Genomic DNA, 24,622 nt, shown 5'->3' with positions numbered 1-24,622 from the left:
TGTTTTTTAGAATATACATAAGAATATATATTTATGCGAAATGAGCACAGCAAAGGAGTAATGTAATTATGAATAAAAATTCAAGAAATCTTGTGCTTAGCAGTTTGTTTTTAGCTATAGCTATAGTATTTCAATTTATAGGTAGAGTGCTGCCACAAATTAGTCAAATATTTGTTGGACCAGCAGTAAATGCAGTACTAATTCTATCTGCAGCAATTTGTGGCTTAGGATGGGGAGTCTCAGTTGGTTGTCTTACTCCACTTTTAGCATGGCTTTTAGGACAGCTTCCAGCAGCCTTTGGACCTTTTATTCCATTTATAATGATAGGTAATTCAATTTTTATTATAATGTTCTATCTTTTTAAATCTTATGAAAAGTGGGGGAATGCAGTTGGAATAGTTTCAGGAGCTTTATTAAAATTCTTGTTCTTGTACATATCTGCTACAAAATTAATAAATATCTTATCGCTAGGTATAAATCCTAAGGTGGCACAAAAGTTAACAGTAGCAATGGGAAGTATTCAATTAATGACTGCATTAGCTGGAGGAGCATTAGCAATAATTATAATTAATCTTTTAAAAAGAAGAAAGCAAATATAGTTACTTGAAGACTATTATAAGATATGTTATGATTAATTCGTAAAATTTAATAAAAGCTAAACACAGGGGAGTTGGAAAAATGGCCAACTGAGAGTAAGAACCAATTCTTTGACCCTAAGAACCTGAACTGGATAATACCAGCGTAGGAAGTTGTTTGTGGTTGTATATGTTGTTAAAGGCTATTTTAAACACAAATCCTATGGATTTGTGTTTTTTATTTTATTACTTTAATGAGAAGAAGGAGGAAAATATTATGAAAACAAAAAAAATTACCTTTTCAGCTCTTTTAATAGCTATTGGTGTTATGGCTGGCAGTGTTATTTACATACCGGTTGGAGTCTCAAAATGCTTTCCAGTTCAACATACTATAAATGTAATAGCGGCTATAATTTTAGGACCAAGCTATGGAGTGGCTATAGCCTTTTGTATTTCTCTTCTGCGAAATATATTGGGTACAGGGTCTATACTAGCATTTCCAGGCAGTATGATTGGCGCATTTGTTGCAGGAATTATTTATAAAAAAACAAATTCCTATTTAGCTGCAGCAGGCGGAGAAATATTTGGAACTGGAATATTGGGCGCTTTAGCTGCATTTCCAATTGCAAAATTTGTAATGGGCAAAAAAGTAGCTGCTATGTTCTTTGTAGCACCATTTTTAACTAGTACAGTTGGTGGAAGTATAATTGCATATTGTATTTTGAAGGTACTTGATGTTTCAAAAATTAAAAGTTTAAGAAATGAAGCTTAAAGGGGTGGCATTAGCATGGAAGCTAAGAATAAAATAGCTAGATTACTTAACAATTTAAGAGAAAAGAACCCACTAGTACATCATATTACTAATTATGTAACAGTAAATGATTGTGCTAATATTACACTTGCTATTGGTGGGGCACCAGTAATGGCAGATGATATTAACGAAGTAAGGGACATGGTAACTTTGGCTTCAGCTCTTGTAATAAATATAGGTACTTTAAACAGCAGAACAGTGGAATCTATGCTTGTGGCTGGCCAAAGGGCAAATGAATTAGGTATACCAGTTATATTAGATCCAGTTGGAGCAGGAGCTACACCGTACAGAACAGATATTGCAAGGATAGTAATGGAGAATGTAAAGCTAGCAGTAATAAGAGGAAATCTTTCAGAGATAAAGACACTGTATGGAGTTAATACACTTACAAAGGGAGTAGATTCCTCTGAGGATATTTCAGCAAAATCCGATGCTCTTATTGAAGCAAAGAATCTTGCAAAATCCTTCGCAAGAAAACTTAATACTGTAATTGCAATAACTGGTGCCGTGGATATAATTACCGATGGAGAAAGAATGTTTACTGTAGAAAATGGGCATAAAATAATGTCAAAAATAACTGGTACAGGCTGTATGTGCACATCACTTATAGGATCCTTTTTAGGTGTTTCAGAAGATTACGCACTAGCTGCTTTAGCGGGTATTGCTGCTATGGGAATTTCCGGGGAAATTGCTTATGAAAGTCTTAGCAGCTTAGAAGGGACAGGTACATTGAAATGTAGAATTATAGATACAATCTATAACCTTAATGAAGATACAATAATGAAAAGAGGAAGAATAAATGAAGAATAATATTGATTATAAGCTATATCTTGTAACCGATAGAGAGATGCTTAAAAATAGGGATATTTTTTCTGCAGTAGAGATGGCTATTAAAGGTGGAGTAACGCTAATTCAGCTTAGAGAAAAAGATATAACAACTGAAGAATTTTATAATATAGCACTAAAATTAAAAGAAATAACATCTAGGCATAATGTATCTTTAATAATCAATGACAGACTGGATATTGCTTTAGCTATAGATGCAGATGGAGTGCATGTGGGACAGCAGGACATGCCGGCTGCTGTAGCAAGAAAAATTATTGGAAAACATAAGATACTTGGAGTTTCAGCAGCTACTCTTGAGGAAGCAAAAAAAGCTGAAGAAGATGGAGCAGATTACGTTGGAATAGGTGCTATTTTTCCTACTTCCACTAAAGATGATGCCAGAGCTGTAAATATTAATGAGCTTATAAAAATAAAAAAAGCACTTAATATACCTGTAGTAGCAATTGGTGGAATTAGTGAAAAGAACATTGAACTTTTAACAACAGCAAAGATTGATGGTGTGGCAGTAATTTCTGCAATACTTGGAAAAGAAGATGTTAAGGCTGCTTCCGAAGATTTAAGAAGGCAGCTAGACTTGATAATATAATTTATTAGCAATATAATTAAATCGATGTGCTTATTAAAATGCTCTAAGAGTCTCAAGGCTTTTAGAGCATTAAATATATATGGAAATAGGTGATATTTAATGATTAAAAGACCGAAATTAAAGTTTACTATAATAAGCTTTGTTCTAATTGCAATATTAATGAATCTAATATTTAAAAGAATTCCAGAGTTTGTGGAAAAGAACTATTCATTAGGTTTTGATAAAACTATTAGACAGGCATTAAGTATATCAACAGGGTATATTCCATTTTCATTCGGTGAATTTTTAGTTATATTCTTATTTTTATTACTAGTTATATTAGTTCTTATTGTTTTTATAAAAATAAAAAATGGAGGAGCACTAAATGCAATTCTTAATTTGGTAACGTACCTTTCAGCTTTATATATAATTTTTATGGTTTTCTGGGGATTTAATTATAATAGACTTTCTTTTGATAAGATATCAAATTTAAAAATTGAAAAGTCTTCAAAGCAGGACTTATATTTGCTTTGTGAGGACTTAATAAAGAGAGCAAATATGCTAAGAGAACAGGTGAACGAAAACTCTCAGGGGGTTATGATAATACCTGGTGGTTATAAAGATGTATTGAAGCGAACAAAAATAGGATATGATATAGCTGAAAAAAAATACAAAGAACTGGGAGGTAAATACGGGCCACCTAAACCTATACTTTTATCAAGGGCTCTTAATTATACAGGAATTACAGGTATTTATATACCATTTACAGGTGAAGCCAATGTAAATGTTGCTGTAACGGACTTATTACTGCCTGCTACAGCTGCTCATGAAGCAGCTCATCAAAGGGGATTTGCCAGAGAAGATGAAGCAAATTACATTGCTTATTTAACTTGTACAATGCATAGTGACTATGATTTTAAGTACTCTGGCACAATGCTTGCATTAATTTATTCAATGAATGCCCTTTATGATAAGGATAATTCAGCTTACAAGGAGCTAGTAAAGACCTATTCAGAGGGAGTAAAAAAAGACTTACAGTATGATTCAGAATTTTGGTCAAAGTATGAAGGGAAGGTACAGGATTTCTCAGATAAGGTTAACAATAGCTACTTAAAATCAAATGGGCAGGAAGATGGAGTTCAAAGCTATGGTAGAATGGTGGATTTATTGTTGGCAGAGTATAAGGAAAAAAATAAATTAGCAAAATGAAAAATGATTGATTTTTATGCATACTCCTGAATTTATGATAAATAATTTTCATTTTTTTACTATTTTTATAAATAACCATTTAAAATTATAAATATTCTTGGTATAATAAGTAATTGGTGCCATATGCAAAATATAGTATATATATACTAGAGGTTGAGAATGGCTGCTATTGAATATGAAGAGGGGTATTAGGGTGCTAGATTTTAAGATGGAAGAAGCCAGAGAAAGGCTATTTGACGCCATAGATAATTGCAGTAATTTAACAGAGGAAAGTGTAGTTCAAATTAGTCAAAAACTTGATGAGCTAATAAATATGTATTATAAAAAAGGTGTCATGAAACCTACAATAGATTATGATGAGTATGAAAAAGAATTAGAGGATGAATGGAAAAGGTTTGTTAATATAGTAATGAAACATCCAGGGTCCAGGAAATCCACATTTTTAGGATGGGACAGGTGCAGAAAATTAGGCATTGATGAAGAGGCAATAAAAGGTGTTATTTTATCTAATGAAGAATTGCTTACCATTAGAAATAGCAATATTGAATTAATAGAAGTTTCTAAAGCATATATGGACAAGATATCCGAATCCCTTAGTGATATTCCACATATGATATTGCTTTCTGATAGAGAAGGCTGGGTAATAGACATGAGGGGGAGAAATAAAAGTTTTAGTGAAGCAGCAGGAATTTGCAGTGGTGTAAACTGTAGTGAAAAGCATGTTGGAAATAATGGTATAGGTACTTGCCTGTCTGTGGAGGAACCCGTACTTGTATATGGAATAGAGCATTTTGGTAATTTATATAAATCATTAGCTTGTTTTGGAATTCCAATTAAAAAAAATGGTGAAGTAATTGGAGCAATGGATGTAACTGTTCCTGTGGAACATGCTAAGCCTACAAATCTTCTTTTTGCCCTTGATTGTATAAATTTATTGGAGAGCGAATTATCAACTGTATTAAGTTAATAGGAAATAGAATTAGAACTGTGTAATATAAAATTGCGCAGTTCTTTTATTTTTAACTAAATATAATGCTGAGCAAAGTTGTTTTTTTATGTAGAATATTTTATTAAAAATATCAAAGACTAGAGTTAATAATAAGGAAATGGTGATAGATATGAGAACTGGTGATATCAATGAAAATACAAGGTTAATAAAATCAGCATTAGGAGAAAAAAGCCCAGTGGTAGTGAAAAGTTTTTATATAGGTATAGATGAGCCTCTGGAGGCAAATATAATTTATGTTAATGGGTTAACCAATAAAGACGTAATTGATAGAGACATTCTTAAGCCATTGATGATTTATGCAAAAGAAGACTTAACTCAGGTGGAGAATATTTGCGATTATCTAACTAAACGATATATTTCTATGAGTGATAATGAAATAATAACTGATTATACCATAATTGTTGAATACCTTAGAAGGGGAAAAACTGCAATATTAATAAATGGTGTAAGAGAGGTTATTATTGTTGATACAACTGGAGGAGTGTACAGGGGAATATCTGAACCTGCTAATGAAACTACTGCTAAGGGACCTAGAGATGGTTTTGTAGAAAATCTAGAAGTAAATGTAAGCTTGATTAGAAGAAAGGCAAAAGATAAGAACTTGGCAATTGAATATTTAAAGGTTGGAAGAAGGTCCCAGACTGATATAGCTTTAGTTTACATAGATAATATTGTAGATAAGGCAGTACTTCAAGAATTAGAAAAAAGAATAAAAGCTATAGATGTTGATATAAGCACATCAGCGGGAGTTCTGGATCAATATATAGAAAAGTATCCTTACACAGTTTTTCCACAATCAATGGCTACTGAAAGACCAGACAGAGCCTTTGCTAATATGATGGAGGGGAGAATAATTGTTATACAAGAAGGTACTCCAGTTGTAAATATATATCCAGTAACCTTTATGCAGTTCTTTCAAGCAATTGAGGACTACAATCAGAGAACCGTTGTATCATCTTTTGTTAGATTATTAAGAATAGTAGCAGCCTTTATTGTAATAACAGCACCATCCATATATTTAACTTTGATAAAATTTAATGTAGAGCTTATACCAATAAAGTTTGTTACTCCTATAGTTCAATCTAGAGTAGGTATAGCATTGACTCCCTTTCTTGAAATATTGGCTATGGAATTAGTAGTTGAAATATTAAGAGAAGGTGGACTTAGACTTCCTGGAAAGATTGCTCAAACCCTAAGTTTGGTTGGAGGTATTATTATAGGGGATACAGCCATTAAATCAAGAATGGTAAGTCCTACTACGCTGCTTGTGGTTGGTATTACAGTTGTTTGTACCTTTGTAATACCAAACTATGACATGGCACTTTCTATAAGAATTTTAAGATTTCCCATGCTTATACTTGCCAATGTTATGGGCATATTTGGAATAGCTGTAGGCTGGTTCTTACTTTTAGTTCATTTATCATCTTTAGACAGTCTAGGTGTTCCTTATTTTGAGTTTCATAGTGGGGACTTAAAGGATACCTTTATTCGTGGATCAATGTGGAAGATGAATAAAAGACCAGAGGGGATACCAAATAAAAATCCAAACAGACAAACGGACTTCAGAAATAAGTTTTTGAAAAAGAGGCAGTGAATAGCATGAGTGCAGGTTCAAGTAAAAATCAAGAAATGCTATCAACAAGTCAGTTTACTTTTATTGTTTTTGGAGCAATAGTTGGAGTAGGCTTATTATCTCTACCAAACGGAGTTGTAAAGGCTGCATACCAAGATGGATGGATTTCAACATTAATGGGAATCTGGTATCCAGCTTATATATTTGTAGCTGCTAATTTTATAGCAAAAAAATTACCTAAAGAAAATTTGATGACAATAAACAAAAAGTACTTTGGCAAATATATTGGTGCCATAATAAACTTCTTATTATTTGCCTACTTTATGATATTTATAGCTATGATAGCAAGCTATTATACTAACATAATTCGTGCTTTTATATTAGGGTTTTTGACACCTTTTAAGGTTTTAATGGTTTATTATATGATAATTATTTATGCAAGTTATAAAGGAATGCGTGCTATTGGAGTAATTAGTGAAATTACATTTTATATAATTATTGTACTTGTTTTTACTTCTATTCCAGCATTAAATACTGGACACCTAACAAATATTATGCCAATTACAGATGTGAGCATTAAAGCACTGCTAAAGGGAAGCTGGCAATCAACATTTGCTTATACTGGCGGTGAAATTATATTTTTAATGTATCCCTTTATGAAGGATAGGAGTAAAATGAAGGCTTCTTCAATATTCAATCTAAGCATTATAGCAGCAATATATACATGGGTTGTGTTTATAGCAATTTTTTACTTTGGACCGGATATTGTTGAAAAGTTCTATTGGTCATTTCTTGAAGTTACTGATGTAGTAACTATAACAGCTATAAATAATTTTAGATATATTTTTCTTCTTCTGTGGAGCTTAGTTGCCTTTAGGAGCGGCGCTATATATTTATTTGGAGGAGTTTGTATTGCAAAAAATTATTTAAGTGAAAAGAAAATTAATAGAATGTATTTTATACTTTATCCACTTTTGATTTATATAACTTTGAAATTTGGAAATGAAGCTAATAGGCAAAAGCTTACAAGTCTTATTACTCAGATATCTTTAACATATAATCTTGTATACATCACAGTAATGATAATTATTGTTTTCTTTAAAGAGAGGGATAAACAGTGAATAAAAAAAAATACGCTATTCTACTTTTAGGCCTTTCTATCTATATTTTTATCAGCATTGGGCAGGAACGTAAGCCTATAGAAGAGTTAGAAACTATAAATGGGGTTGGCTATGATTTAAATAAAAGTAATAAAGCTGAAGCAGAATATAGCCTTCCACTAAGCCTAAGTATATTTAAAGCAGATGGAAGCAGAATTAATGCAGTTACTACTGAAAGGGGAAACAATATTGGGGAGGTCATTCAAAATAGACAGCGCAGGCTAAATAAAAAGTTTGTTCAAGGTCAAGAAACTGTGGTGCTAATTGGAGAGGAATATGCCAGGACAGGAATAAAGTCCATAATAGAAGACAGAATAAGAAACCCAGAAACCAATGATAGAGCTTTTATGGCAGTATGTAATGGTAAATCTGAAGAATTTTTTAATGTAAAGAATACAGGATACAGCAGTGCTTCAGCTTATATGGAAGGACTTATTGAAGCAGCAAGAACTTTTAATTTTTATTCCGAAAATTTTAAGCTCTATGATGCTTATGTTAGAATTGCGGCAGAGGGGAGAAGTTTAGTACTTCCATTTCTTGATATAAAAGATGAAGGAATAGAAATGACGGGTTTGGCCTTTTTTAAAGAAGACAAGATGGTGTTGAAACTTGATTTTGAGGATTCTAAAGCACTTAGCTTTTTAAAATATGATAATGTAACAGGAATGGCATCCCTTCAAAAAAGCTCTAAAGAGTATATTGATTTTGAAGGAAAGACAGGCAAAAGAAAAGTAAAATGCTATAAGGAAGGAGAAAAATATAGATTTACTATAAGTATTAAATTTAGTGGAAATGTGATAAATAACGAGATGTACAGTAATATAACTAAGGATAGTGAAGTTAGAAAAAAGTTTGAAAAGGATTTGGAAAAGCAGCTTGAAAAAGAATGCTATGAGTTTATAAATAAAATGCAAAATCAGTACAAGATGGATTGTATTGGACTTGGGAGGGAGGCGGCAGCAAAGTTCGGCAGAAGAAAGAATATAGATTGGAACGAAGTTGTTTCCAATGCAAAAATTGATGTAAATGTAAAGGTTGCAGTGGACACCCAAGGAAGAGGTGATTATTAAATATGAACTTAGAAACAAAAAATCTTCTAACTCCAAATGAAGTCGCCTTTTTGTTAATAGGAATAATGATGGATGTTTCTGTAACTCAGCTGCCTAGTTTAGCGATTATACATGCTAGACAGGATGGATGGATATCTGTAATAATAGGTGCTGTTTATCCGCTATATGTTGCTCTAATAGCTATATATGTGAGTAATAAATATCCAAAGGATAATATTCTAGCTTTGACCAAAAAGTTGTTCGGTAAACCATTTGGTACATTTTTAAATATTCTTTTTATGTTAAGTTTTTTTAGTTATATTCCTCCATTAATCTCATTAATGGGCTCAATAGTAAGAGTGGATATTTTGCAATCAATAACTAAATTACAGTTTAGTATAATTTTTTTATTAGTTTCAGTTTATGCTGCTTCAAAAGGTATTAAGGTTTTAGGAAGAATAAGTACTATATGTTTTATAATGATAATAGCAATTATAGTACCAACATTACTGATTATAAGAGAAGGCAGTATACTAAACATACAACCAGTATTTCAAGCAAGCCTTTTAAATATATTAAAGGATAGTGAATCTACTATTTATGATTATTCATTAATGGAATTTATATTTTTAATATATCCTTTTATAAATGACAGCAAAAAAATAAAATCTTCTGTTTTAAAATCAGTAGGTATCACCTGCCTTTTGTATGTCTGGATTACATTTATATCTATATATTATTTAGGAATAAATATTATTCCGAGAACACTATATACATTTATTACTGTGACAGAAGGGGTGAAATTAGAATTATTGACTAACTTTAGATATATATTTGTTTCATTTTGGATATTTATTGCTGCAAAGTCAGTTTCAATCTTAAGCTACAGTTATATGTTTATATTGGATGACATTAAAAAAATAAAAAGTAAAAATTATGTATATTTTTTTATTTCAACTATATTAATTATCATAACTCTATTATTCTATAAAAATTATACCGATAGAGTCATAATTATAAGCTATACTTCTAGAATAAGTGTTCTCTATAATCTATTTTATATAACATTAGTAAGTATAGCTATAAAGCTAGAATCCAGGAGGAAAAATGAAAGCGTATAAAGATAAAGCTCTTATTTTTATTTTATGCATTATCGTATTAGCAATTTTTTTTGTTGGACCCAAAAAGAAGCTCCAAAATGTTGAGGACTTGGATATATATGTAGGCATAGGCTCTGGATTTGAAATTACATCAAAAGGAAGTGGAGAATATACAGTTTTGGCAGCTGCTAACATGTATAAGGAAGATGAAAGTGTTGCAACTGGTATACGTGTTGGAAGAGGCAGAACTGTGGGAAAAACAAGAGAAGACAGGCAAAGAAAAACAGGAAAGACCTTTTTCTTGGGTTTAATTAAAATATATGTTTATGATGAGGAGTATGCAAAAAAGGGTATACGTCCAACACTAGATATAGTCTTTAAAAATCCAATAATAGATGAAAATGCATACATGGTAGTATGTAAGGGGAAAAATGAAAATTACTTTAAAAGCAGTCTTCCAGGCATTGAAAATCCTTCAGAGTATATGAGTGATATGGTTAAAAATTCTGTATCATACAATTTCTTTAAAGAGAATTATACTTTTAGAAACGTTTTATTGTCTTTAGAAGCTGAAGGAAGAAACGCGGTTGTTCCCTATATTAGCATGGACAGTAATGGAATTAAAATATCAGGAATGGCTGTTTTTAATAAAGACAAGTTGATGACGGTATTGGATATGAATGATACTAGAATAATGAACATGCTAAGAGAAAATAAAGTTAGAGGGGCACTTACGCTTCAAGATAGTGCATCGAAATCTGTAAACTATATGGCAAAGACAAATAGGAAAGTTAAATGTGTAAAAGTGGGTGATAAATATAGTTTTACTATTGATTTAAAGCTAGATGGAGAAATACTTGATAACGAAATGTATGCCAATCTTACAAAGGATCCTAAGATTATGAAAAAGTTTGAAAGTGATATGGAGAATCATGTTGAAGAAGAATGTAACAGGTTTATAGACAAAATGCAAAATCAGTTTAAGTATGATTTTCTTCAGTTAGGCTGGGTTGCATCTGCCAAGTATGGAAAGGAAACAGGGGTAGATTGGAATGATATAGTTTCCAATTCTAACATAAAGGTGAATGTAAAAGTTAAGGTTACAAATGTAGGTAGAGGTCAATATTAATTGAAATATAATGAGGAGAATAAGTCTCTTATGAAAAGAATGAAAATAGTTTGGTTCTTAATGGCTTTAATCTTAATTTTTATGTATGCAAAGAAAACAGCTGACACAAGTATACAAAACATAGACATTTTGGGTGGGTTTGGATACGATATTAAGAAGTCTACTAAAGGAACTATTGAAAAGACTTTTTCTTATAGTGTGTACAATTTTAAAAGTTCTGCCAGCACAAAAGAGGGGTTATTTTCTAGCAGTAGTCCAAGTAATACAGAAGCAAAAGGTGCAGAAAGCAGTGTTGTTGTCGGCAGAGGGACGAATCTAGGAGAAATAAGACAAAATAGACAATTGACTTTAAATAAAAATATAGTGCCTGGAATTCATAGAGTAACTCTTTTTAGTGAGGAAAAGGCTGTAAATGGAATAGAGGATATAATTAATTTAGAATTCACCAACGGTAAAGTAAATGATAGAAGTACAGCTGTGGTTTGTAAAGGAAAAGCTGAAGATATGTTAAGGATTAACATACCAGGTTATCAAAGTTCTTCAGATTATATTGAGGGTGTTATAGTAAATTCTACAAGCTATAATTTTTTAGCAAAAGAATATAATCTTCTAGATATATATTTGAAGATGGATACAGAAGGAAGAAATCTTGTAATGCCTTATGTAGAAACAAAAGATAAGATCATTGAACTAGCTGGAATGGCAGTATTCAAAGATGATAAAATGGCATATGTATTGCCAATGAACGAAGCTAGAATTATGAATATGATGAGAGAAAATAATGTAAAGGGAATACTTACTATGCAGGATAACAGTAAAAACTATCTTAATTATGATACAGTTGTAAAAAGAAAGATAAAATGTAATAAGGTTAATGAAAAGTATAATTTTGAAGTTAACTTATCTTTTAATGGAGATATTATTGAAAATACAATGTTCAAGGATATAAATGAAAAAGAACAAAAGCAAATTTCTAAGCTTATGGAAAGGAAGATTGAGGAACAATGTAATAGATTTATTAGTAATATGCAAAATAAATATAAGATGGATTTTCTTGATTTAGGTATATATGCCGTTGCAAAGTATGGAAGAGATACTGGAGCTAATTGGAACGAAGTTGTATCAAATTCAAATATTACTGTAAAGGTAAAAGTAAAAGTGGATAAGTTTGGAATGGGACACTATGGAAGTTAATATGGAGAGAAAAATGAATGCTGAAAAAACTGAGTTATTAGAAGATATTGAAGGAATATCAATAATTGTGGGGTCTATTATAGGTATAAATATATTGACAATGCCCAGTCTCATGGCAAGATATGCTAAACAAGATGGATGGATGACAACTATAATTGGTGGAATATACCCTTTAATTATTTCTATGCTTTTAACATACTATGCAAAAAAACACCCCAATGAAAATATATTAATTCTTAGTAAAAAATACTTAGGGAAAATACTTGGTACCATATGCAATGTTTTTTTTATGTTTAATTTTATAGTATATTTTATATCTGTGGCTGTAGGATTAAGTAATGTTTTAATAGTTCATGCTACCACATTTTTAACTCCGCTAAAAATATATATACCCTGTATTTTATTAGCTCTATATTTATCTAGTATGGGCATAAAAGTATTGGGAAGGATAAATAAACTTGCATTATTTTTAATGTTAGCATTAGGTATGGCAGAGTTTTTTATTCTAAGAAGGGGAACTATTCTTAATATATTACCTGTATTTGAATCTGGATATAAAAATATATTAAGGGGCAGCCTTCAAAGTGCATATGCGTATGGTGGTGTTGAAGGGATCTTTCTGCTTTATCCCTATTTAAAAAATAAGAATAAAATTAAAGCAATTAGTTTAAAAGCAACAGCTATTTCTGTTTTTCTTTATAGTTGGATTATATTTTTGTGCATTTACTATTTAGGATACGCAGTTACAATCAAAAACCTATGGCCAGCGTTATTAGTTACAGAGAGCGTTAATCTTCCAATAATAAACTCCATAAGATTTCCTTTTTTATTTTTATGGATTCTAATTGCATTTAAGACTTTAGCAAATAACTTTTTTTCAATAATATTCATAATATCTGATATGTTTAAGAAAAATAATAGTGCTAAATTTTATTTAGCAACAAGTATTTTTTTGTTTGTATTATGTCTTATGGTGGAGAATGAGACGCAAAGGAGAAGGCTTATGGACATTTTTTACCCAATAAGTACATTAATAAGCATTGTATATATAACTATAATTGCGCTGCTTATATCTGTAAATGATAAGTCTAAAAAATCAAAACTAAAGAAGGTCTGAGAATTTTTATAGATAGACCTTCTTAATTATATATTTCTTAATTTTCCTTTTTATAATTTTAGGAAACTTAGTTTTTTATGTTCTAAATGCATATAGTTATATGGCGCTTAAACTTTGATTTTGAAACAATACAGCTATCAACTATTTTAAAGCCTAGAGAAGTAAGCTCACTTTCCATATCATAATTAGTAACAAAAAGTGATTTTTTTGCAATTTTTTTTGAAGTACGCATTATAGCTAACTGCTCTTCTAAGGAAGTAATAGAAAAAACTCCATAGGGTAGGTCTACAATAGCAGCATCGTATTTTTCTACTATTTTATGCATATCTCCATTTATAATTCTATTTTCGTAGCCAAAATATTCTAGATTTTTATTAGCGTTTTCAGCTATAAGAGGGTTTATTTCATAACCCCTGATTTTAGCTCCTATGGATAATGCTTCTATTATTACATTTCCTACACCGCAGCAAGGGTCTATTAGCTTACAATCAAAATCATTGTTAATAGCAATATTAACTAGGGCTCTGGCAACTCTTACGCCAAGACCATTACAATAAGAATAAGGCTTCTTATTATGAAGCTGCCACTTGCATTTATTGTGAGTAAGTTCACCCAAAATCCATTTACCGTTAATGTTTGTGATACCGATAATTATTTCAGGATTATGGATGTCAGCGTAACCATTAATATTAAATCCAATGATAGATTCTATTCTTCTTCTTTCTTTAAAATGTATATCTTCATCTCCTAGGTCTATAAAAGACACCTTGAAGTTATTGTAGGATACGTTGTAGTATAATATTTTGGATGTTATTTCTTCTAATGATTTTCCAGTATATAATACATTAATAAAGTGCTTTATAAAAGGGCTTCTAGAAGGATCTATATAATGATTTGTAAAAATGTATTTGTTTTTAGGGCTTTCACCAAATATATACTTCATTTCTAGAAGGCATAAATCTTTTTCATATTCTGGATAATTTATAGTGTAAAAATAAAGTTTTGGTTTAAACTTTTCTTTAGGGTTTTGCACATTCTTAAAAGCTCCAGTGGGTTTAGGTACACTTTCTCGTACCATAATTTCACCTCATTTATGGTTTTAAAATTTTAACTACTTTTATATGTTTTAGAACTTAAGAGTTATTTTTAGAGCCTTTATTTGGAGATTCAATGAGAAACTGGTTTGTCTTTCCCATCATGTATGCAAGTCTAATTATTGATTTTTCTTCCTCAGTAACTGTTCTATTTAGCATTTTTTCAAACTGAAAATACATACTTTCAGTATCAACTTTATATTTTTCTTTATTAGAAGATTTTCTTCTGTAGGTTTCGTATTTTTTAGGTTTTATGCTTTTATCAAAAATTTTTCTAAATACTTCAGCTGTATAGTAAGCATCGTTATAAGCATCATGAAGGTTATGTTCAAGAGGTACCTCTAATAACTCTATGGCCTTTTGAAGTCCTATGCTAGTACCCTTAGGACATTTCAAGTACTTAGTAGCATATTTTTGAATATCTATATAATCCTTTGGAAGTGAAGACACATCTAAGCTATGATATTTTACATTCCTAATAAGCTCTTTTAAATCAACAGTTCCCCATACACATAAAACACAGCCTTCGCCTTTTATAAAATTTAAAAATTCATTGTAAACTATGGAAAAGTCCTTAGCATTATTTAAAGCTTCTATTGTTAAATTGGTAATAGCTTTTACATATTTGTTGAGTTCTCTATATACTTGAGGATTAACAAGCCTGTTGAAGGAGCCTATTACGTTTAAGTTTTCGTCTAGTTTTATAGCACCTATTTGAATAATTTCAAAGGGACACTTTATATCTGAATCACTTTTGTTATCTTTTGAAGGGTGCTCAGCTTGATTAAATTCTAAATCAAAGACTATATAGTGCATTATTTTACCTCATTTCTATGTATCTGAAACAATCTATCAAATGGTCGTTTATTATTCCAATAGCTTGAAGGTAGGAATAAATAATGGTGGAACCTAAAAATTTAAATCCTCTTTTTTTTAAATCTTTGCTGATAATATCTGATAGCTCAGTAGTGGCAGGAACATCCTTAATATTATACCAGCTATTCACTATTGGGGTTCCGTTTACAAAGTTCCAAATATAGCTATCAAAGCTTCCAAATTCTTGCTGTACTTTTAAGAACATTTTTGCATTATTTATTGAAGCTTCAATCTTTCTCCTATTTCTAATAATACCTTGATTTTGAAGCAGCTTATTTATTTTATCTTCATTATAAGCTGCAATCTTTATAGGATCAAACCCATCATAGGCACTTCTATAGTTTTCCCTTTTTCTGAGAATAGTAATCCAGCTTAAGCCTGCCTGAGCTGATTCCAATACTAAAAATTCAAAGTGTCTTTTTTCATCATGGGATGGGGTCCCCCATTCTTCATCATGATACTTTATATATAATTCATCATTTCCACACCAAGGACATCTGTTCATTTTTATTCTCCTTTCAGTCGAAATACTGGGTATATTACCATGTGGATTTTCATTGACAGTCTCCACGTAAATGTGGATTTGGGACATTTACATCTATTTCATAAGAAATATGACGGTTTATCTTATAAGGAAATAATTTAAAGATGCAAATATTACAAGACTCACAAAACTATATCCAGCAAATTTTAACAAGTATTGTTTAACTTCATTGGGATAATCCTTAATGTATAGCTTGTATGATATTACACTGGCTAAGGATGCAATAAGGGTCCCAATACCCCCTATGTTAACACCTAAAAGTAACGCCTTCCAGTTTCCAGTGAATTTTGACAGTAGTATCGAGCAAGGAACATTACTTATAAACTGGCTTAGGGTAATAGAAGCAACGTATGTGGAGGTATTACTGCTTAAACAGCTCTGCATATAGTTATTAACTAAAGAGATATTTGATATATTCCCTATGAAAATAAAAAAACTAATAAACGTCATAAGAAGAAGATAATCAACTTCCAGTATAAGTTTTTTGTCTAAAATAAATGTACTAAAAATAGTTAATATAAAAGCTATTTTAAAATTAATAATACTGAAGACTGATAGTATTATTATTATAAATAAAACTAACCATATTAAAGTTTTTAACCTATTCTCAGTAGGTATAGTATTGATACTTACCTGAATTGGTTCATTTTTCAATCTAAAGGATAAAATAAGAAGCCAAGCTACTCCAATAAGAGTAAAGAATACAAGGGTCGAAAAAAATTGTGATATTGAAAGGTTATATTTAGAAAAAATATAAAGGTTTTGTGGATTACCCATTGGCGTTAAGCTACTTCCTATATTTGCTGCTAAGGTTTCAAGTATTATTATATTTCCTACATTTATACTACACTTGTTGCTAATAATTATTGTCAAAGGTACAAAAGTAATCAGTGCAACATCATTGGTAATTAACATGGAACAAAAAAAGCATAATAATACAAGTATTAAGGACAATTTATGAACGTCTGAACATTTATTGATTAATGACACAGCAAATTTGTCCAATAACTTTTGCTTTTCAAAGGCCTTAATTACAATCATCAAATTAAAAAGGCAAGCAAGTACTTTAAAATCTATATAACTTGTTTTGGGCATAGCTACAAGACTACTCAATATTGCAGCTAGAAATGCTATAGTAAATACTATATCTGATTTACATACATTTATAAATTTATTTAATATATTATTTTTATATTTTACAGCAATAGTTAGCATAAAAACCTCCTAAATAGCAACAATTAGATTATAGCACATAGGAATAATAATATAAAATTCTAGTCAATAAAAAATTCCTAAGCTAAGCTTAGGAATTTTCTTTGCAAGTTAATGGCAGCCAGAACAACCAGCACATCCACCACCTATGGGTTCTATAAGAGGTCTTATTGTCATTCCAAGACCATCATTTTCTTCAGTGGATAATAGGGTAAAAACACCATATTCATTATATATATTTTCATTAATTATAAAGTTTATATCGTTAACCTTTTCTACCAAGTCACCTTCTATTACCTCACCAACACATACTCCAAAAGTAGGGCCGCCGCAGCCTCCTTGAGCCATGGCTATTCTAATGTTATTACTTTCTACATTATTTTTCTGAAGAAAATCTTTAAATTCCTCATAGGCTTCATTACTAATTATTAGTTTTTCCATTGCTTTTCTCCTTTCAGTCGAAACATTGGGTAACTTATTAATACCTGCTTCCACCTGTAAGCTACCGTAAAATGTTATTTAGACTTTTTATCCACACAAATGAATTTAATTAATAATTATTATCAATTGTTCTGCTTTTATTATGCACCCAAATTTCTTAAAGTTCAAGTAAATATTTTAGTGCTTATAAATTTCTTACACTTAATGATATATAGTAATTACTTAAACATAAGAAGTATATAGACAAATTAACAAAAGTAACGTCAAATTTTGACAAAAAGTTGTTATAATCATTGTGTGCATAGCATTTTTATCTTATAATAGTGTTACAACATTATGCTAGTAAAAGAAGGAAGTGAAAGAAGTGACATCCTTGATAGTACCAGCTGTAACTATAATAATTTGTAGTGCAATTGTTTTAACTATTACATACACTTACCTATATATAATTGATAAAAAATCATATTTAAGGATTTGGGCAGTAAGTTGGCTTGTTTATTTACTTGCACAAGTTATTACTTTGGTAACAGTAAGTGGGGCATTTAGATCTTTTGTATCTTTAATCAGTTACATATTATTTTTAGCCAGTATGCTACTACTCATTAATGGTTCTTGTATGTTTTTAAATAAAAATATGCCCTTTCATGTTAATTTAATTATTTATATTACAATAATTTGGTTGATTGTGACCACCATGTTTGAAAAATCTTTAGTTATATCTAACTATCCTGCAGGAGTAGTACTTGGTATTGGAACGATTTGGGTAGGAATTATATTTTTGTATTATGGTGAAGGTCAAATACACCTTAGAAGAATTCTGGGGGGTACTTTTGTTCTATGGGGAATTCATAAACTAGATTACCCACTATTAAGGAGTATAACTTGGTTTGCGCCTTATGGATATATGATAAGTGCTTTGTTTTCGATGGTGATTACAATAGCCTTAATCTTTATTTATTTTGAAAAAGTTAGAATGGAACTAGTGGAAGCTCAAAAGATATTAATTTCCAAGGAGAAAAGATTAGTAAATATAATTGAAAACCAAAGGGATATAATATTTGAGCTTGATGAAAATGGCGTTCTTACTTTTATAAGTCCCTCCTGTAAGAGCATATTTGGATGTAGTGATGAAGAGCTTTTTGGAAGATGCTTTTTAGAGTTTTTTGGAATTGAAATGTGGGCACAAATTAAAAACGATAAGGGCAACGGAATGAATTTTGAAAGGCAGTGGACGTTAAAAGATAATTCATATAAATATCTAAATGTCTATTGCAAACCAAGGTTTAATTACCATAATAGGTTTAATGGGATATTCGGCTCCATACAGGATATAACTGAAAATAAGCTTCTTGTTGAGGCAAAGGAATACGATAAGGTTAAAACAGAATTTTTTGCAAATATATCCCATGAGTTAAAAACACCGTTAAATGTAATTCTTGCTTCTACGCAATTACTAGACCTGTATAACTCCAAAGAAAACAATAATAATATCCATGAAAAAATTGAGAAGACCTCATCTACAATTAAGCAGAACATTTTTAGGTTATCGAGACTTATTAATAATATAATAGATATAACAAGAGTTGATACGGGATATCTTGAACTTCAGCTAGCAAATCATAATATTGTAAGTGTAGTGGAAGAAATAACTATGTCTGTGGTGGACTATTTTGAAAATAAAGGAATATCCATTAGTTTTGATACCGAAATTGAGGAAAAAATTATTGCACTGGATCGAGAAAAGATTGAAAGGGTAATGCTTAATTTATTATCAAATAGTGTAAAATTCACTAACAGCGGTGGAAAAATAATGGTGAAGGTATGTGATGGAGATGACTTCGTAGCTGTTTCCGTTCAAGATACGGGAATAGGCATACCTATAGAAAAACAGGATATTATTTTTGAAAGATTTAGACAAGTAGACAACTCTTTTTCACGAAATAATGAAGGAAGCGGCATAGGACTGTCACTAGTTAAGTCGCTTGTAGAGCTTCATGGGGGTAGTGTAACAGTAAAAAGCATATATGGTAAAGGTAGTGAATTTATAATAACACTTCCTGTAATTCAGATGGAAGGCGATAAAGAGGATAGTATAATAGAAAGTTTTTGTGAAAAAAAGAAGGAAATAGAGTTTTCGGATATAAGTACTTAGAAACAAGGATATATGTATAATTGCATATATCTTTTTTATTTATAATTTTATAACAGTATAAAGATGGAAAATAGAATTACACCATGAGGTAAGTTTAAGACTTAATCAATAGGGAACTCTATGTTGTGAAAAGCAATTCATTAGTATGGATGTAAAAGTCCTAAATGGACTTTTACGGGCATCCTGCCGATAGGAATCGGCACCAATGGTTACCTAGTGTTGCGACTGATAAGGAGGAAATTATATGTGGTATGAAAATTATAAGCTAGTAAAGGAAAATGGCGGTTATGTTGTAGAAATATATATAAACCCAAATGATTCAGAGTTTTCAGATGAATTCTTTAAAAATCTAAGAGAAAATGTATTGGATTTAGATGATGAAATAAAAGAATTCATGAAGGAAAAGTTTCCCGATATAAAAATAAATTCAGTAAAATTAGTACTTGGGGCGTTAGTTATAGGAAGTATACCATTTTTGCACCATACAAAGGCTCAAGCTGTAGAAAACACTACTACAAGTTCTCAGGTTTCTTATGCGGAAACAAGCCTAAATACTACTGGGGTAGTTACTGCAACTCAGCTAAATGTAAGAACTGGGCCGTCAACAAGCTACTCAATTATGCATTTACTTTGGCAGGGGAACAGGGTGAAGGTAATAGGGGAGTCACAGGGCTTTTATAAAATTATGCTGTCTGATGGAAGAATTGGATGGGTAAGTAAAACTTATTTAAATTTAGATATATCAGAAGCTCAGAGAAAGATAAATATTGTAGTTTCAACAGCAAAATCCCTTCTAGGCACACCTTATGTGTGGGGAGGGGAGTCGCCTAGTGAGGGTGGATTTGATTGTTCTGGATTTACACAATATGTTTATAAAACTGCTGGATACAGCCTTAATAGAATATCTTCAGAGCAAGCAACTCAAGGGATATATGTTTCAAAGACAAATTTACAGCCAGGGGATTTATTATTTTTTTCTTTAGCTGGAGATGGACGTATTTCCCATGTAGGTATATACATAGGAGATGGAAAAATGATACACAGTCCTAAGACAGGTGATGTGGTAAAGACTACGGACATAACAACTTCCTATTGGCAAAGTCACTATATAACAGCGCGAAGAATAATATATTAGTAATTTCACAAGCAGCAATAATAGCAGCCTAAGAATAAAAGTGGATTCATTGCATATAAAAAATGTATTCACTTTTATTTTATTGGAGATTAAATTATAAATATGGTTGACTAATCAACTATATTATGATAATTTATTATACGTGATATAAACTTGGAGGTAAATATGAAAAAGGAAAGACCATCATTAATAAAGTTTACAAATACATTATATAGAGTAACTCAGTGCTACACAGACGAAGCATTGAAGAAATACGAACTAAGCAATGGTACATACCCATTTTTGATGAGGCTTAGTTATAAAGAAGGGATTAGCCAAAATCAAATAAGTAGAGAACTTGGAGTAGATAAAGCTATGTCTGCTAGGTCAATCAATAAACTTATTGAGCTTGGATATGTAATAAAAGAACAAGATGAAAATGATTCAAGAGCTTATAAGCTTTATTTAACGGATAAAGCAAAAGCAGCTATACCTGAAATTAAAGATATTATTTTTAATTGGATTGACATTATAACAGCTGATTTTGATGAAAATGAGAAGGATGAAATAGTTAGGCTTTCAGAAAAGGCTTTGAAAAATGCAATAAGGTTTAAACAAGGTAAATGCAGAAAGGATGATGGATGTGAATAATACTGAAAATAGAGATATTAAGAATAGATGGATTATATTGTTTAACGTAGTACTTATGACATTTATGTGCTGTTTGGATAGCAGTATTGTAAATGTTGCACTGCCAGTAATGTCTGACAAGCTTTCTGTTACAATGGGTTCCATCGAATGGGTAGTTACAAGCTATTTGATTGTAATTTCTGCTACAATACTTATCTATGGTAGATTAGGGGACATGAAAGGTAAAACTAATGTATTTAAATTTGGAATTGTACTGTTTACTATTGGTTCTCTTTTGTGCGGTGTTTCAAATTCCCTTGCTCTATTAATTTTAGCAAGAGTAGTACAAGCAATTGGTGCAGCAGCTACAATGGCAACTAGTCAAGGAATAATTACACAGGTATTTCCTAGTAATGAGAGGGGAAGGGCACTTGGACTTTCTGGAGCAGTTGTAGCTTTGGGAACAATGGTAGGCCCGCCACTTGGTGGATTAATAGTATCAGTATTTAGTTGGAAATATATATTTCTTATAAATGTGCCTATTGGTATATTTACCTTTATTATGAGTACAAAGACTTTTCCAAGGGCAATTAAAAATAGGGAAGAAAAATTAGATTTAAAGGGAGCCATATTATTTTCCGCTTCAATAATTGCACTCTTTGGAGCACTAAATGAGGGTAAGGAATTCGGCTATACCAATATAATAATCATATTAGGATTTTTACTGGCGTTAATCCTATTTGTTATATTTATAATCATAGAAAAGAATGAGAAAATGCCGCTTTTGCATCTTCAGATATTTGAAAATAAGCTGTTTTCAATAAGCATTTTCTGTGGATTTATATCTTTTATAGCTATTAGCTGCTCTAATATTATCCAACCATTTTATCTTCAAGATGTAATGAAGCTTTCTCCAGCTGCTACAGGAATGTTTATGATGGCTTATCCAATAGTACTTTCTATAGTTGCGCCAGTAAGTGGATATTTATCGGATAAAATCGGATCAGAGTTTTTAACTTTTATTGGACTTTGCCTTACTAGCGTTGGATTGTTTTTAATGGCTACACTTAATGAACATTCTTCACTAGTAATTATGTGTATATTTATTGCAACAATGTCTTTAGGAAATGGATTGTTCCAATCTCCTAATAATTCCTTGATAATGTCTACAGTTCCTAAGAGTAAATTAGGAATCGCTGGCAGTATAAATGCATTAGTTAGAAATTTAGGAATGGTGTTTGGAATATCGTTATCTACAACAATGTTGTATAATAGAATGAGTTATAAGATTGGATATCATGTTACAAACTATGTTCAAGGAAGAGATGATGTGTTTATTTTTGCAATGAGAAATGTATATATATCTGCTGGAGTAGTCTGTATAATTGGAGCTCTTATAACTGCGGCTAGACTTTACAGTAAGAAATCTGGAAATGTAATGGAAAAGGAGATTATTGCTGAATAATCTAATGAATATTGCACAATCACAGCTAATTTTTAAGTACAAAATGAATTTAAATGCAGACTGGTTTGTGTGAATTTATTAGTTTGCACAGGATAAAGGAAATATGGAGGAAACTATGAATCAAATTATTGAAACTATTAAAGACAGAAGAAGTATTAGAAGATATTTACCTGAACAAGTAAAAGAAGAAGAACTTAATACTATATTAGAGGCTGGTATTTATGCTCCAAGTGGACATAATGATCAACCCTGGTATTTTACTGTAATTCAAAGTAAAGAAGTAATTGAAGATTTAAATGTTAAAACAAAGCAGCTGATGGAAAAAGCTAAAACAGATTGGATAGTAAAAATGGCGCAAAATGAAAAGTATCATGTTTTTTATAATGCTCCAACAGTTGTTATTGTGTCTGGCAAAAAGAATAACAATAAAGAATTACCCTATTGCCCAATGGCTGATTGCAGTGCAGCAGCACAAAATATACTACTTGCAGCTAAAAGTATAGGAGTGGCATCATGCTGGGTAGGATTAACTAGTTTTATATTTGAAGAACAGGAAGAGGTTAAGAAACTAAACATACCTGTAGAATATGAACCATTGTTTGCAATAACTCTTGGTTATTCAGCTGTAACAAAGGATCTAAAAGCTTTTGAGAGAAAAAATAATGCAATAAACTATATTAGATAAGCAAAAAATGGCTTTCTTAATTTTGATATTAAGAAAACCGTTTTTATTCTGCTGAATAATTATTTTAGTTTAGTTCCTTCACTATTCTGCTCAATTAAATTTTTTTTCATAAGTCCACCAAGAGCATTCTTAAAGTGATTTTTACTAACATGAAATGTATTGTATATATTTTCAGGTGAAGTCTTGTCATTAAAAGTCATAAAACCATCATGAGTTTTAAGATAATCTAAAATAGTATCTTGTAGAGAAACTACTTCCTCTCTTGAGGACTTTCTTGGGGTAACACCTATTCTGCCATCTTCATAAAACTTGTTTATTGTAAGTTCAATTACATCACCATGCTTAAGTTCATTAAAATATTCATTATGTAGAATTACGCCTTTATAAAGATTATTAACTGCTACTTTTACACTGCCGTTAGTTTGGAAGCCGTACACAGTACCTGTTGTATGATCTCCTATTTTAAATCCTTTAGGGTTTTGTAAATGCTTTTCGATATCTGTAGTAGCCGCTAGTCTACCAGTTTTATCAAGATAAATGTAGAATAAGTAATATTTATCATTTTGAAGGGCATAAACTTTTTCACGGAAAGGAACGAAAATGTCCCTTTCTAATCCAAAATTCACAAAGCTGCCTATTTTAGTAGTGGAAACAACTTTTAAGTAGGCTAAATCTCCAACCTTCGCTAGTGGTTTTTTTAGAGTAGCAATTATTCTATCCTTTGAATCTCTATAAATGAAAGCATCAACCTGGTCCCCGATATTAAGCTCTGCATTTAAAGCACTCTTGTTAGGAAGTAATATATCATCTGATGTATTACCAGTGCCACCATCTAAATAGTAGCCAATTTCCGCTATTCTTACAACTTGCAGTTTGTTAAAATCACCTATTTGAATCACAATTTTTACCTCGCTTTGCAATATAAATCTTTTTATAGTGTGCTTTATTTTATCATATTTTAATCTAATTGTACTATTAAAATATAAAAGCTATCAACACATTTCAGCATTGATAGCTCATCTAAGACATTATTATTCTAAACATTCAGATAAACATTCTTCAATAACATCTT

Annotated in this window: 24 protein-coding genes and 1 riboswitch; of the genes, 18 read left to right on the top strand and 6 right to left on the bottom strand. The window is 30.9% G+C overall.

The window, feature by feature from the left end:
- Positions 1–68 precede the first annotated feature (68 nt).
- From bsdE14_RS01655 to bsdE14_RS01595, 13 genes are all read left to right on the top strand, one after another.
- The gene (locus bsdE14_RS01655; protein ID WP_264848188.1) at positions 69–599 is read left to right on the top strand and encodes an ECF transporter S component; all 531 of its coding nucleotides are present in this window, start codon (positions 69–71) and stop codon (positions 597–599) included.
- A 54-nt stretch (positions 600–653) separates the two neighbouring features.
- Positions 654–766, top strand: a riboswitch (TPP riboswitch).
- Positions 767–852: 86 nt separating this feature from the next.
- On the top strand, positions 853–1,347 hold the full coding sequence (gene thiW, locus bsdE14_RS01650; RefSeq protein WP_264848187.1) for an energy coupling factor transporter S component ThiW: 495 nt from the start codon (positions 853–855) through the stop codon (positions 1,345–1,347).
- Positions 1,348–1,362: 15 nt separating this feature from the next.
- On the top strand, positions 1,363–2,196 hold the full coding sequence (gene thiM, locus bsdE14_RS01645) for a hydroxyethylthiazole kinase (RefSeq protein WP_264848186.1): 834 nt from the start codon (positions 1,363–1,365) through the stop codon (positions 2,194–2,196).
- Complete coding sequence (gene thiE, locus bsdE14_RS01640; RefSeq protein ID WP_264848185.1) at positions 2,186–2,818, top strand: thiamine phosphate synthase; 633 nt, start codon at positions 2,186–2,188, stop codon at positions 2,816–2,818. The genes thiM and thiE overlap by 11 nt, the downstream gene beginning before the upstream one ends.
- 99 nt (positions 2,819–2,917) lie before the next feature.
- A complete protein-coding gene (locus tag bsdE14_RS01635) occupies positions 2,918–4,006 on the top strand; it encodes a DUF3810 domain-containing protein (protein WP_264848184.1) in 1,089 nt (362 codons plus the stop codon).
- A gap of 193 nt (positions 4,007–4,199) precedes the next feature.
- Positions 4,200–4,973: a Spo0E family sporulation regulatory protein-aspartic acid phosphatase gene (locus bsdE14_RS01630; RefSeq protein WP_264848183.1), complete on the top strand. Its 774-nt coding sequence runs from the start codon at positions 4,200–4,202 to the stop codon at positions 4,971–4,973.
- Between the two features lie 151 nt (positions 4,974–5,124).
- Positions 5,125–6,609, top strand: coding sequence for a spore germination protein (locus bsdE14_RS01625; RefSeq protein ID WP_264848182.1), 1,485 nt, complete (start codon positions 5,125–5,127; stop codon positions 6,607–6,609).
- Positions 6,610–6,614: 5 nt separating this feature from the next.
- A complete protein-coding gene (locus bsdE14_RS01620) occupies positions 6,615–7,709 on the top strand; it encodes a GerAB/ArcD/ProY family transporter (RefSeq protein WP_264848180.1) in 1,095 nt (364 codons plus the stop codon).
- A complete protein-coding gene (locus bsdE14_RS01615; RefSeq protein WP_264848179.1) occupies positions 7,706–8,818 on the top strand; it encodes a Ger(x)C family spore germination protein in 1,113 nt (370 codons plus the stop codon). The genes bsdE14_RS01620 and bsdE14_RS01615 overlap by 4 nt, the downstream gene beginning before the upstream one ends.
- Positions 8,819–8,820: 2 nt before the next feature.
- Positions 8,821–9,918, top strand: coding sequence for a GerAB/ArcD/ProY family transporter (locus bsdE14_RS01610; protein ID WP_264848178.1), 1,098 nt, complete (start codon positions 8,821–8,823; stop codon positions 9,916–9,918).
- Positions 9,905–11,026 carry a Ger(x)C family spore germination protein gene (locus bsdE14_RS01605; RefSeq protein WP_264848177.1) on the top strand — a complete coding sequence of 374 codons (1,122 nt, stop codon included), beginning with the start codon at positions 9,905–9,907 and terminating at the stop codon, positions 11,024–11,026. The genes bsdE14_RS01610 and bsdE14_RS01605 overlap by 14 nt, the downstream gene beginning before the upstream one ends.
- A 30-nt stretch (positions 11,027–11,056) precedes the next feature.
- Positions 11,057–12,220 carry a Ger(x)C family spore germination protein gene (locus bsdE14_RS01600; RefSeq protein WP_264848176.1) on the top strand — a complete coding sequence of 388 codons (1,164 nt, stop codon included), beginning with the start codon at positions 11,057–11,059 and terminating at the stop codon, positions 12,218–12,220.
- Between the two features lie 13 nt (positions 12,221–12,233).
- Positions 12,234–13,337, top strand: a complete 1,104-nt coding sequence (locus bsdE14_RS01595; RefSeq protein WP_264848175.1) for a GerAB/ArcD/ProY family transporter — start codon at positions 12,234–12,236, stop codon at positions 13,335–13,337.
- A gap of 82 nt (positions 13,338–13,419) precedes the next feature.
- Here bsdE14_RS01595 and bsdE14_RS01590 read toward each other — a convergent pair whose 3' ends face one another.
- The 5 genes from bsdE14_RS01590 to bsdE14_RS01570 all read right to left on the bottom strand — a co-directional run bounded on the left by bsdE14_RS01590 (position 13,420) and on the right by bsdE14_RS01570 (position 17,504).
- Positions 13,420–14,415, bottom strand: coding sequence for a TRM11 family SAM-dependent methyltransferase (locus tag bsdE14_RS01590; protein ID WP_264848173.1), 996 nt, complete (start codon positions 14,413–14,415; stop codon positions 13,420–13,422).
- A 55-nt stretch (positions 14,416–14,470) separates the two neighbouring features.
- Entirely contained in the window at positions 14,471–15,247 is a 777-nt protein-coding gene (locus bsdE14_RS01585; protein ID WP_264848172.1) for a 3'-5' exonuclease, read from the bottom strand.
- Between the two features lie 4 nt (positions 15,248–15,251).
- Positions 15,252–15,812, bottom strand: coding sequence for a DNA-3-methyladenine glycosylase I (locus tag bsdE14_RS01580; protein WP_264848171.1), 561 nt, complete (start codon positions 15,810–15,812; stop codon positions 15,252–15,254).
- Between the two features lie 117 nt (positions 15,813–15,929).
- Positions 15,930–17,066 carry an SLC13 family permease gene (locus bsdE14_RS01575; protein ID WP_264848169.1) on the bottom strand — a complete coding sequence of 379 codons (1,137 nt, stop codon included), beginning with the start codon at positions 17,064–17,066 and terminating at the stop codon, positions 15,930–15,932.
- A 108-nt stretch (positions 17,067–17,174) separates the two neighbouring features.
- On the bottom strand, positions 17,175–17,504 hold the full coding sequence (locus tag bsdE14_RS01570; protein ID WP_264848168.1) for a HesB-like protein: 330 nt from the start codon (positions 17,502–17,504) through the stop codon (positions 17,175–17,177).
- A 355-nt stretch (positions 17,505–17,859) separates the two neighbouring features.
- Here bsdE14_RS01570 and bsdE14_RS01565 point away from each other — a divergent pair, with 355 nt between their 5' ends.
- The 5 genes from bsdE14_RS01565 (at position 17,860) to bsdE14_RS01545 (ending at position 23,550) form a co-directional block, all read left to right on the top strand.
- Positions 17,860–19,656 carry a PAS domain-containing sensor histidine kinase gene (locus bsdE14_RS01565; protein ID WP_264848166.1) on the top strand — a complete coding sequence of 599 codons (1,797 nt, stop codon included), beginning with the start codon at positions 17,860–17,862 and terminating at the stop codon, positions 19,654–19,656.
- 244 nt (positions 19,657–19,900) lie between these two features.
- Positions 19,901–20,791 (top strand): C40 family peptidase, encoded by an 891-nt coding sequence (locus bsdE14_RS01560; protein ID WP_264848165.1) that lies wholly within the window; start codon positions 19,901–19,903, stop codon positions 20,789–20,791.
- A gap of 165 nt (positions 20,792–20,956) precedes the next feature.
- The gene (locus tag bsdE14_RS01555; protein ID WP_264848164.1) at positions 20,957–21,421 is read left to right on the top strand and encodes a MarR family winged helix-turn-helix transcriptional regulator; all 465 of its coding nucleotides are present in this window, start codon (positions 20,957–20,959) and stop codon (positions 21,419–21,421) included.
- Positions 21,414–22,865 carry an MFS transporter gene (locus bsdE14_RS01550; RefSeq protein ID WP_264848163.1) on the top strand — a complete coding sequence of 484 codons (1,452 nt, stop codon included), beginning with the start codon at positions 21,414–21,416 and terminating at the stop codon, positions 22,863–22,865. Before bsdE14_RS01555 ends, bsdE14_RS01550 begins: the two co-directional genes overlap by 8 nt.
- 115 nt (positions 22,866–22,980) lie before the next feature.
- Complete coding sequence (locus tag bsdE14_RS01545; RefSeq protein ID WP_264848162.1) at positions 22,981–23,550, top strand: nitroreductase family protein; 570 nt, start codon at positions 22,981–22,983, stop codon at positions 23,548–23,550.
- 59 nt (positions 23,551–23,609) lie between these two features.
- Here the strand turns inward: bsdE14_RS01545 and bsdE14_RS01540 are convergent, their stop codons facing one another.
- Complete coding sequence (locus bsdE14_RS01540) at positions 23,610–24,449, bottom strand: CvfB family protein (RefSeq protein WP_264848161.1); 840 nt, start codon at positions 24,447–24,449, stop codon at positions 23,610–23,612.
- Positions 24,450–24,622 lie beyond the last annotated feature (173 nt).

It is taken from the genome of Clostridium omnivorum (assembly GCF_026012015.1).
In the GTDB taxonomy this organism is placed as follows: Bacteria; Bacillota; Clostridia; order Clostridiales; family Clostridiaceae; genus Clostridium_AX; species Clostridium_AX omnivorum.
The sequence above is the reverse complement of the archived record's forward strand: the minus strand, read 5'-3'. Positions and strand labels throughout refer to the sequence as shown.

Bases quoted from the DNA above. Each gene is read 5' to 3' on its own strand.
- bsdE14_RS01655 (WP_264848188.1), top strand. From the start codon at position 69: ATGAATAAAAATTCAAGAAATCTTGTGCTTAGCAGTTTGTTTTTAGCT.
- bsdE14_RS01635 (WP_264848184.1), top strand. From the start codon at position 2,918: ATGATTAAAAGACCGAAATTAAAGTTTACTATAATAAGCTTTGTTCTA.
- thiE (WP_264848185.1), top strand. From the start codon at position 2,186: ATGAAGAATAATATTGATTATAAGCTATATCTTGTAACCGATAGAGAG.
- thiW (WP_264848187.1), top strand. From the start codon at position 853: ATGAAAACAAAAAAAATTACCTTTTCAGCTCTTTTAATAGCTATTGGT.
- bsdE14_RS01575 (WP_264848169.1), bottom strand. From the start codon at position 17,066: ATGCTAACTATTGCTGTAAAATATAAAAATAATATATTAAATAAATTT.
- bsdE14_RS01600 (WP_264848176.1), top strand. From the start codon at position 11,057: ATGAAAAGAATGAAAATAGTTTGGTTCTTAATGGCTTTAATCTTAATT.
- bsdE14_RS01555 (WP_264848164.1), top strand. From the start codon at position 20,957: ATGAAAAAGGAAAGACCATCATTAATAAAGTTTACAAATACATTATAT.
- bsdE14_RS01620 (WP_264848180.1), top strand. From the start codon at position 6,615: ATGAGTGCAGGTTCAAGTAAAAATCAAGAAATGCTATCAACAAGTCAG.
- bsdE14_RS01560 (WP_264848165.1), top strand. From the start codon at position 19,901: ATGTGGTATGAAAATTATAAGCTAGTAAAGGAAAATGGCGGTTATGTT.
- bsdE14_RS01580 (WP_264848171.1), bottom strand. From the start codon at position 15,812: ATGAACAGATGTCCTTGGTGTGGAAATGATGAATTATATATAAAGTAT.
- bsdE14_RS01590 (WP_264848173.1), bottom strand. From the start codon at position 14,415: ATGGTACGAGAAAGTGTACCTAAACCCACTGGAGCTTTTAAGAATGTG.
- bsdE14_RS01605 (WP_264848177.1), top strand. From the start codon at position 9,905: ATGAAAGCGTATAAAGATAAAGCTCTTATTTTTATTTTATGCATTATC.
- bsdE14_RS01595 (WP_264848175.1), top strand. From the start codon at position 12,234: ATGAATGCTGAAAAAACTGAGTTATTAGAAGATATTGAAGGAATATCA.
- bsdE14_RS01610 (WP_264848178.1), top strand. From the start codon at position 8,821: ATGAACTTAGAAACAAAAAATCTTCTAACTCCAAATGAAGTCGCCTTT.
- bsdE14_RS01570 (WP_264848168.1), bottom strand. From the start codon at position 17,504: ATGGAAAAACTAATAATTAGTAATGAAGCCTATGAGGAATTTAAAGAT.
- bsdE14_RS01545 (WP_264848162.1), top strand. From the start codon at position 22,981: ATGAATCAAATTATTGAAACTATTAAAGACAGAAGAAGTATTAGAAGA.
- thiM (WP_264848186.1), top strand. From the start codon at position 1,363: ATGGAAGCTAAGAATAAAATAGCTAGATTACTTAACAATTTAAGAGAA.
- bsdE14_RS01585 (WP_264848172.1), bottom strand. From the start codon at position 15,247: ATGCACTATATAGTCTTTGATTTAGAATTTAATCAAGCTGAGCACCCT.
- bsdE14_RS01625 (WP_264848182.1), top strand. From the start codon at position 5,125: ATGAGAACTGGTGATATCAATGAAAATACAAGGTTAATAAAATCAGCA.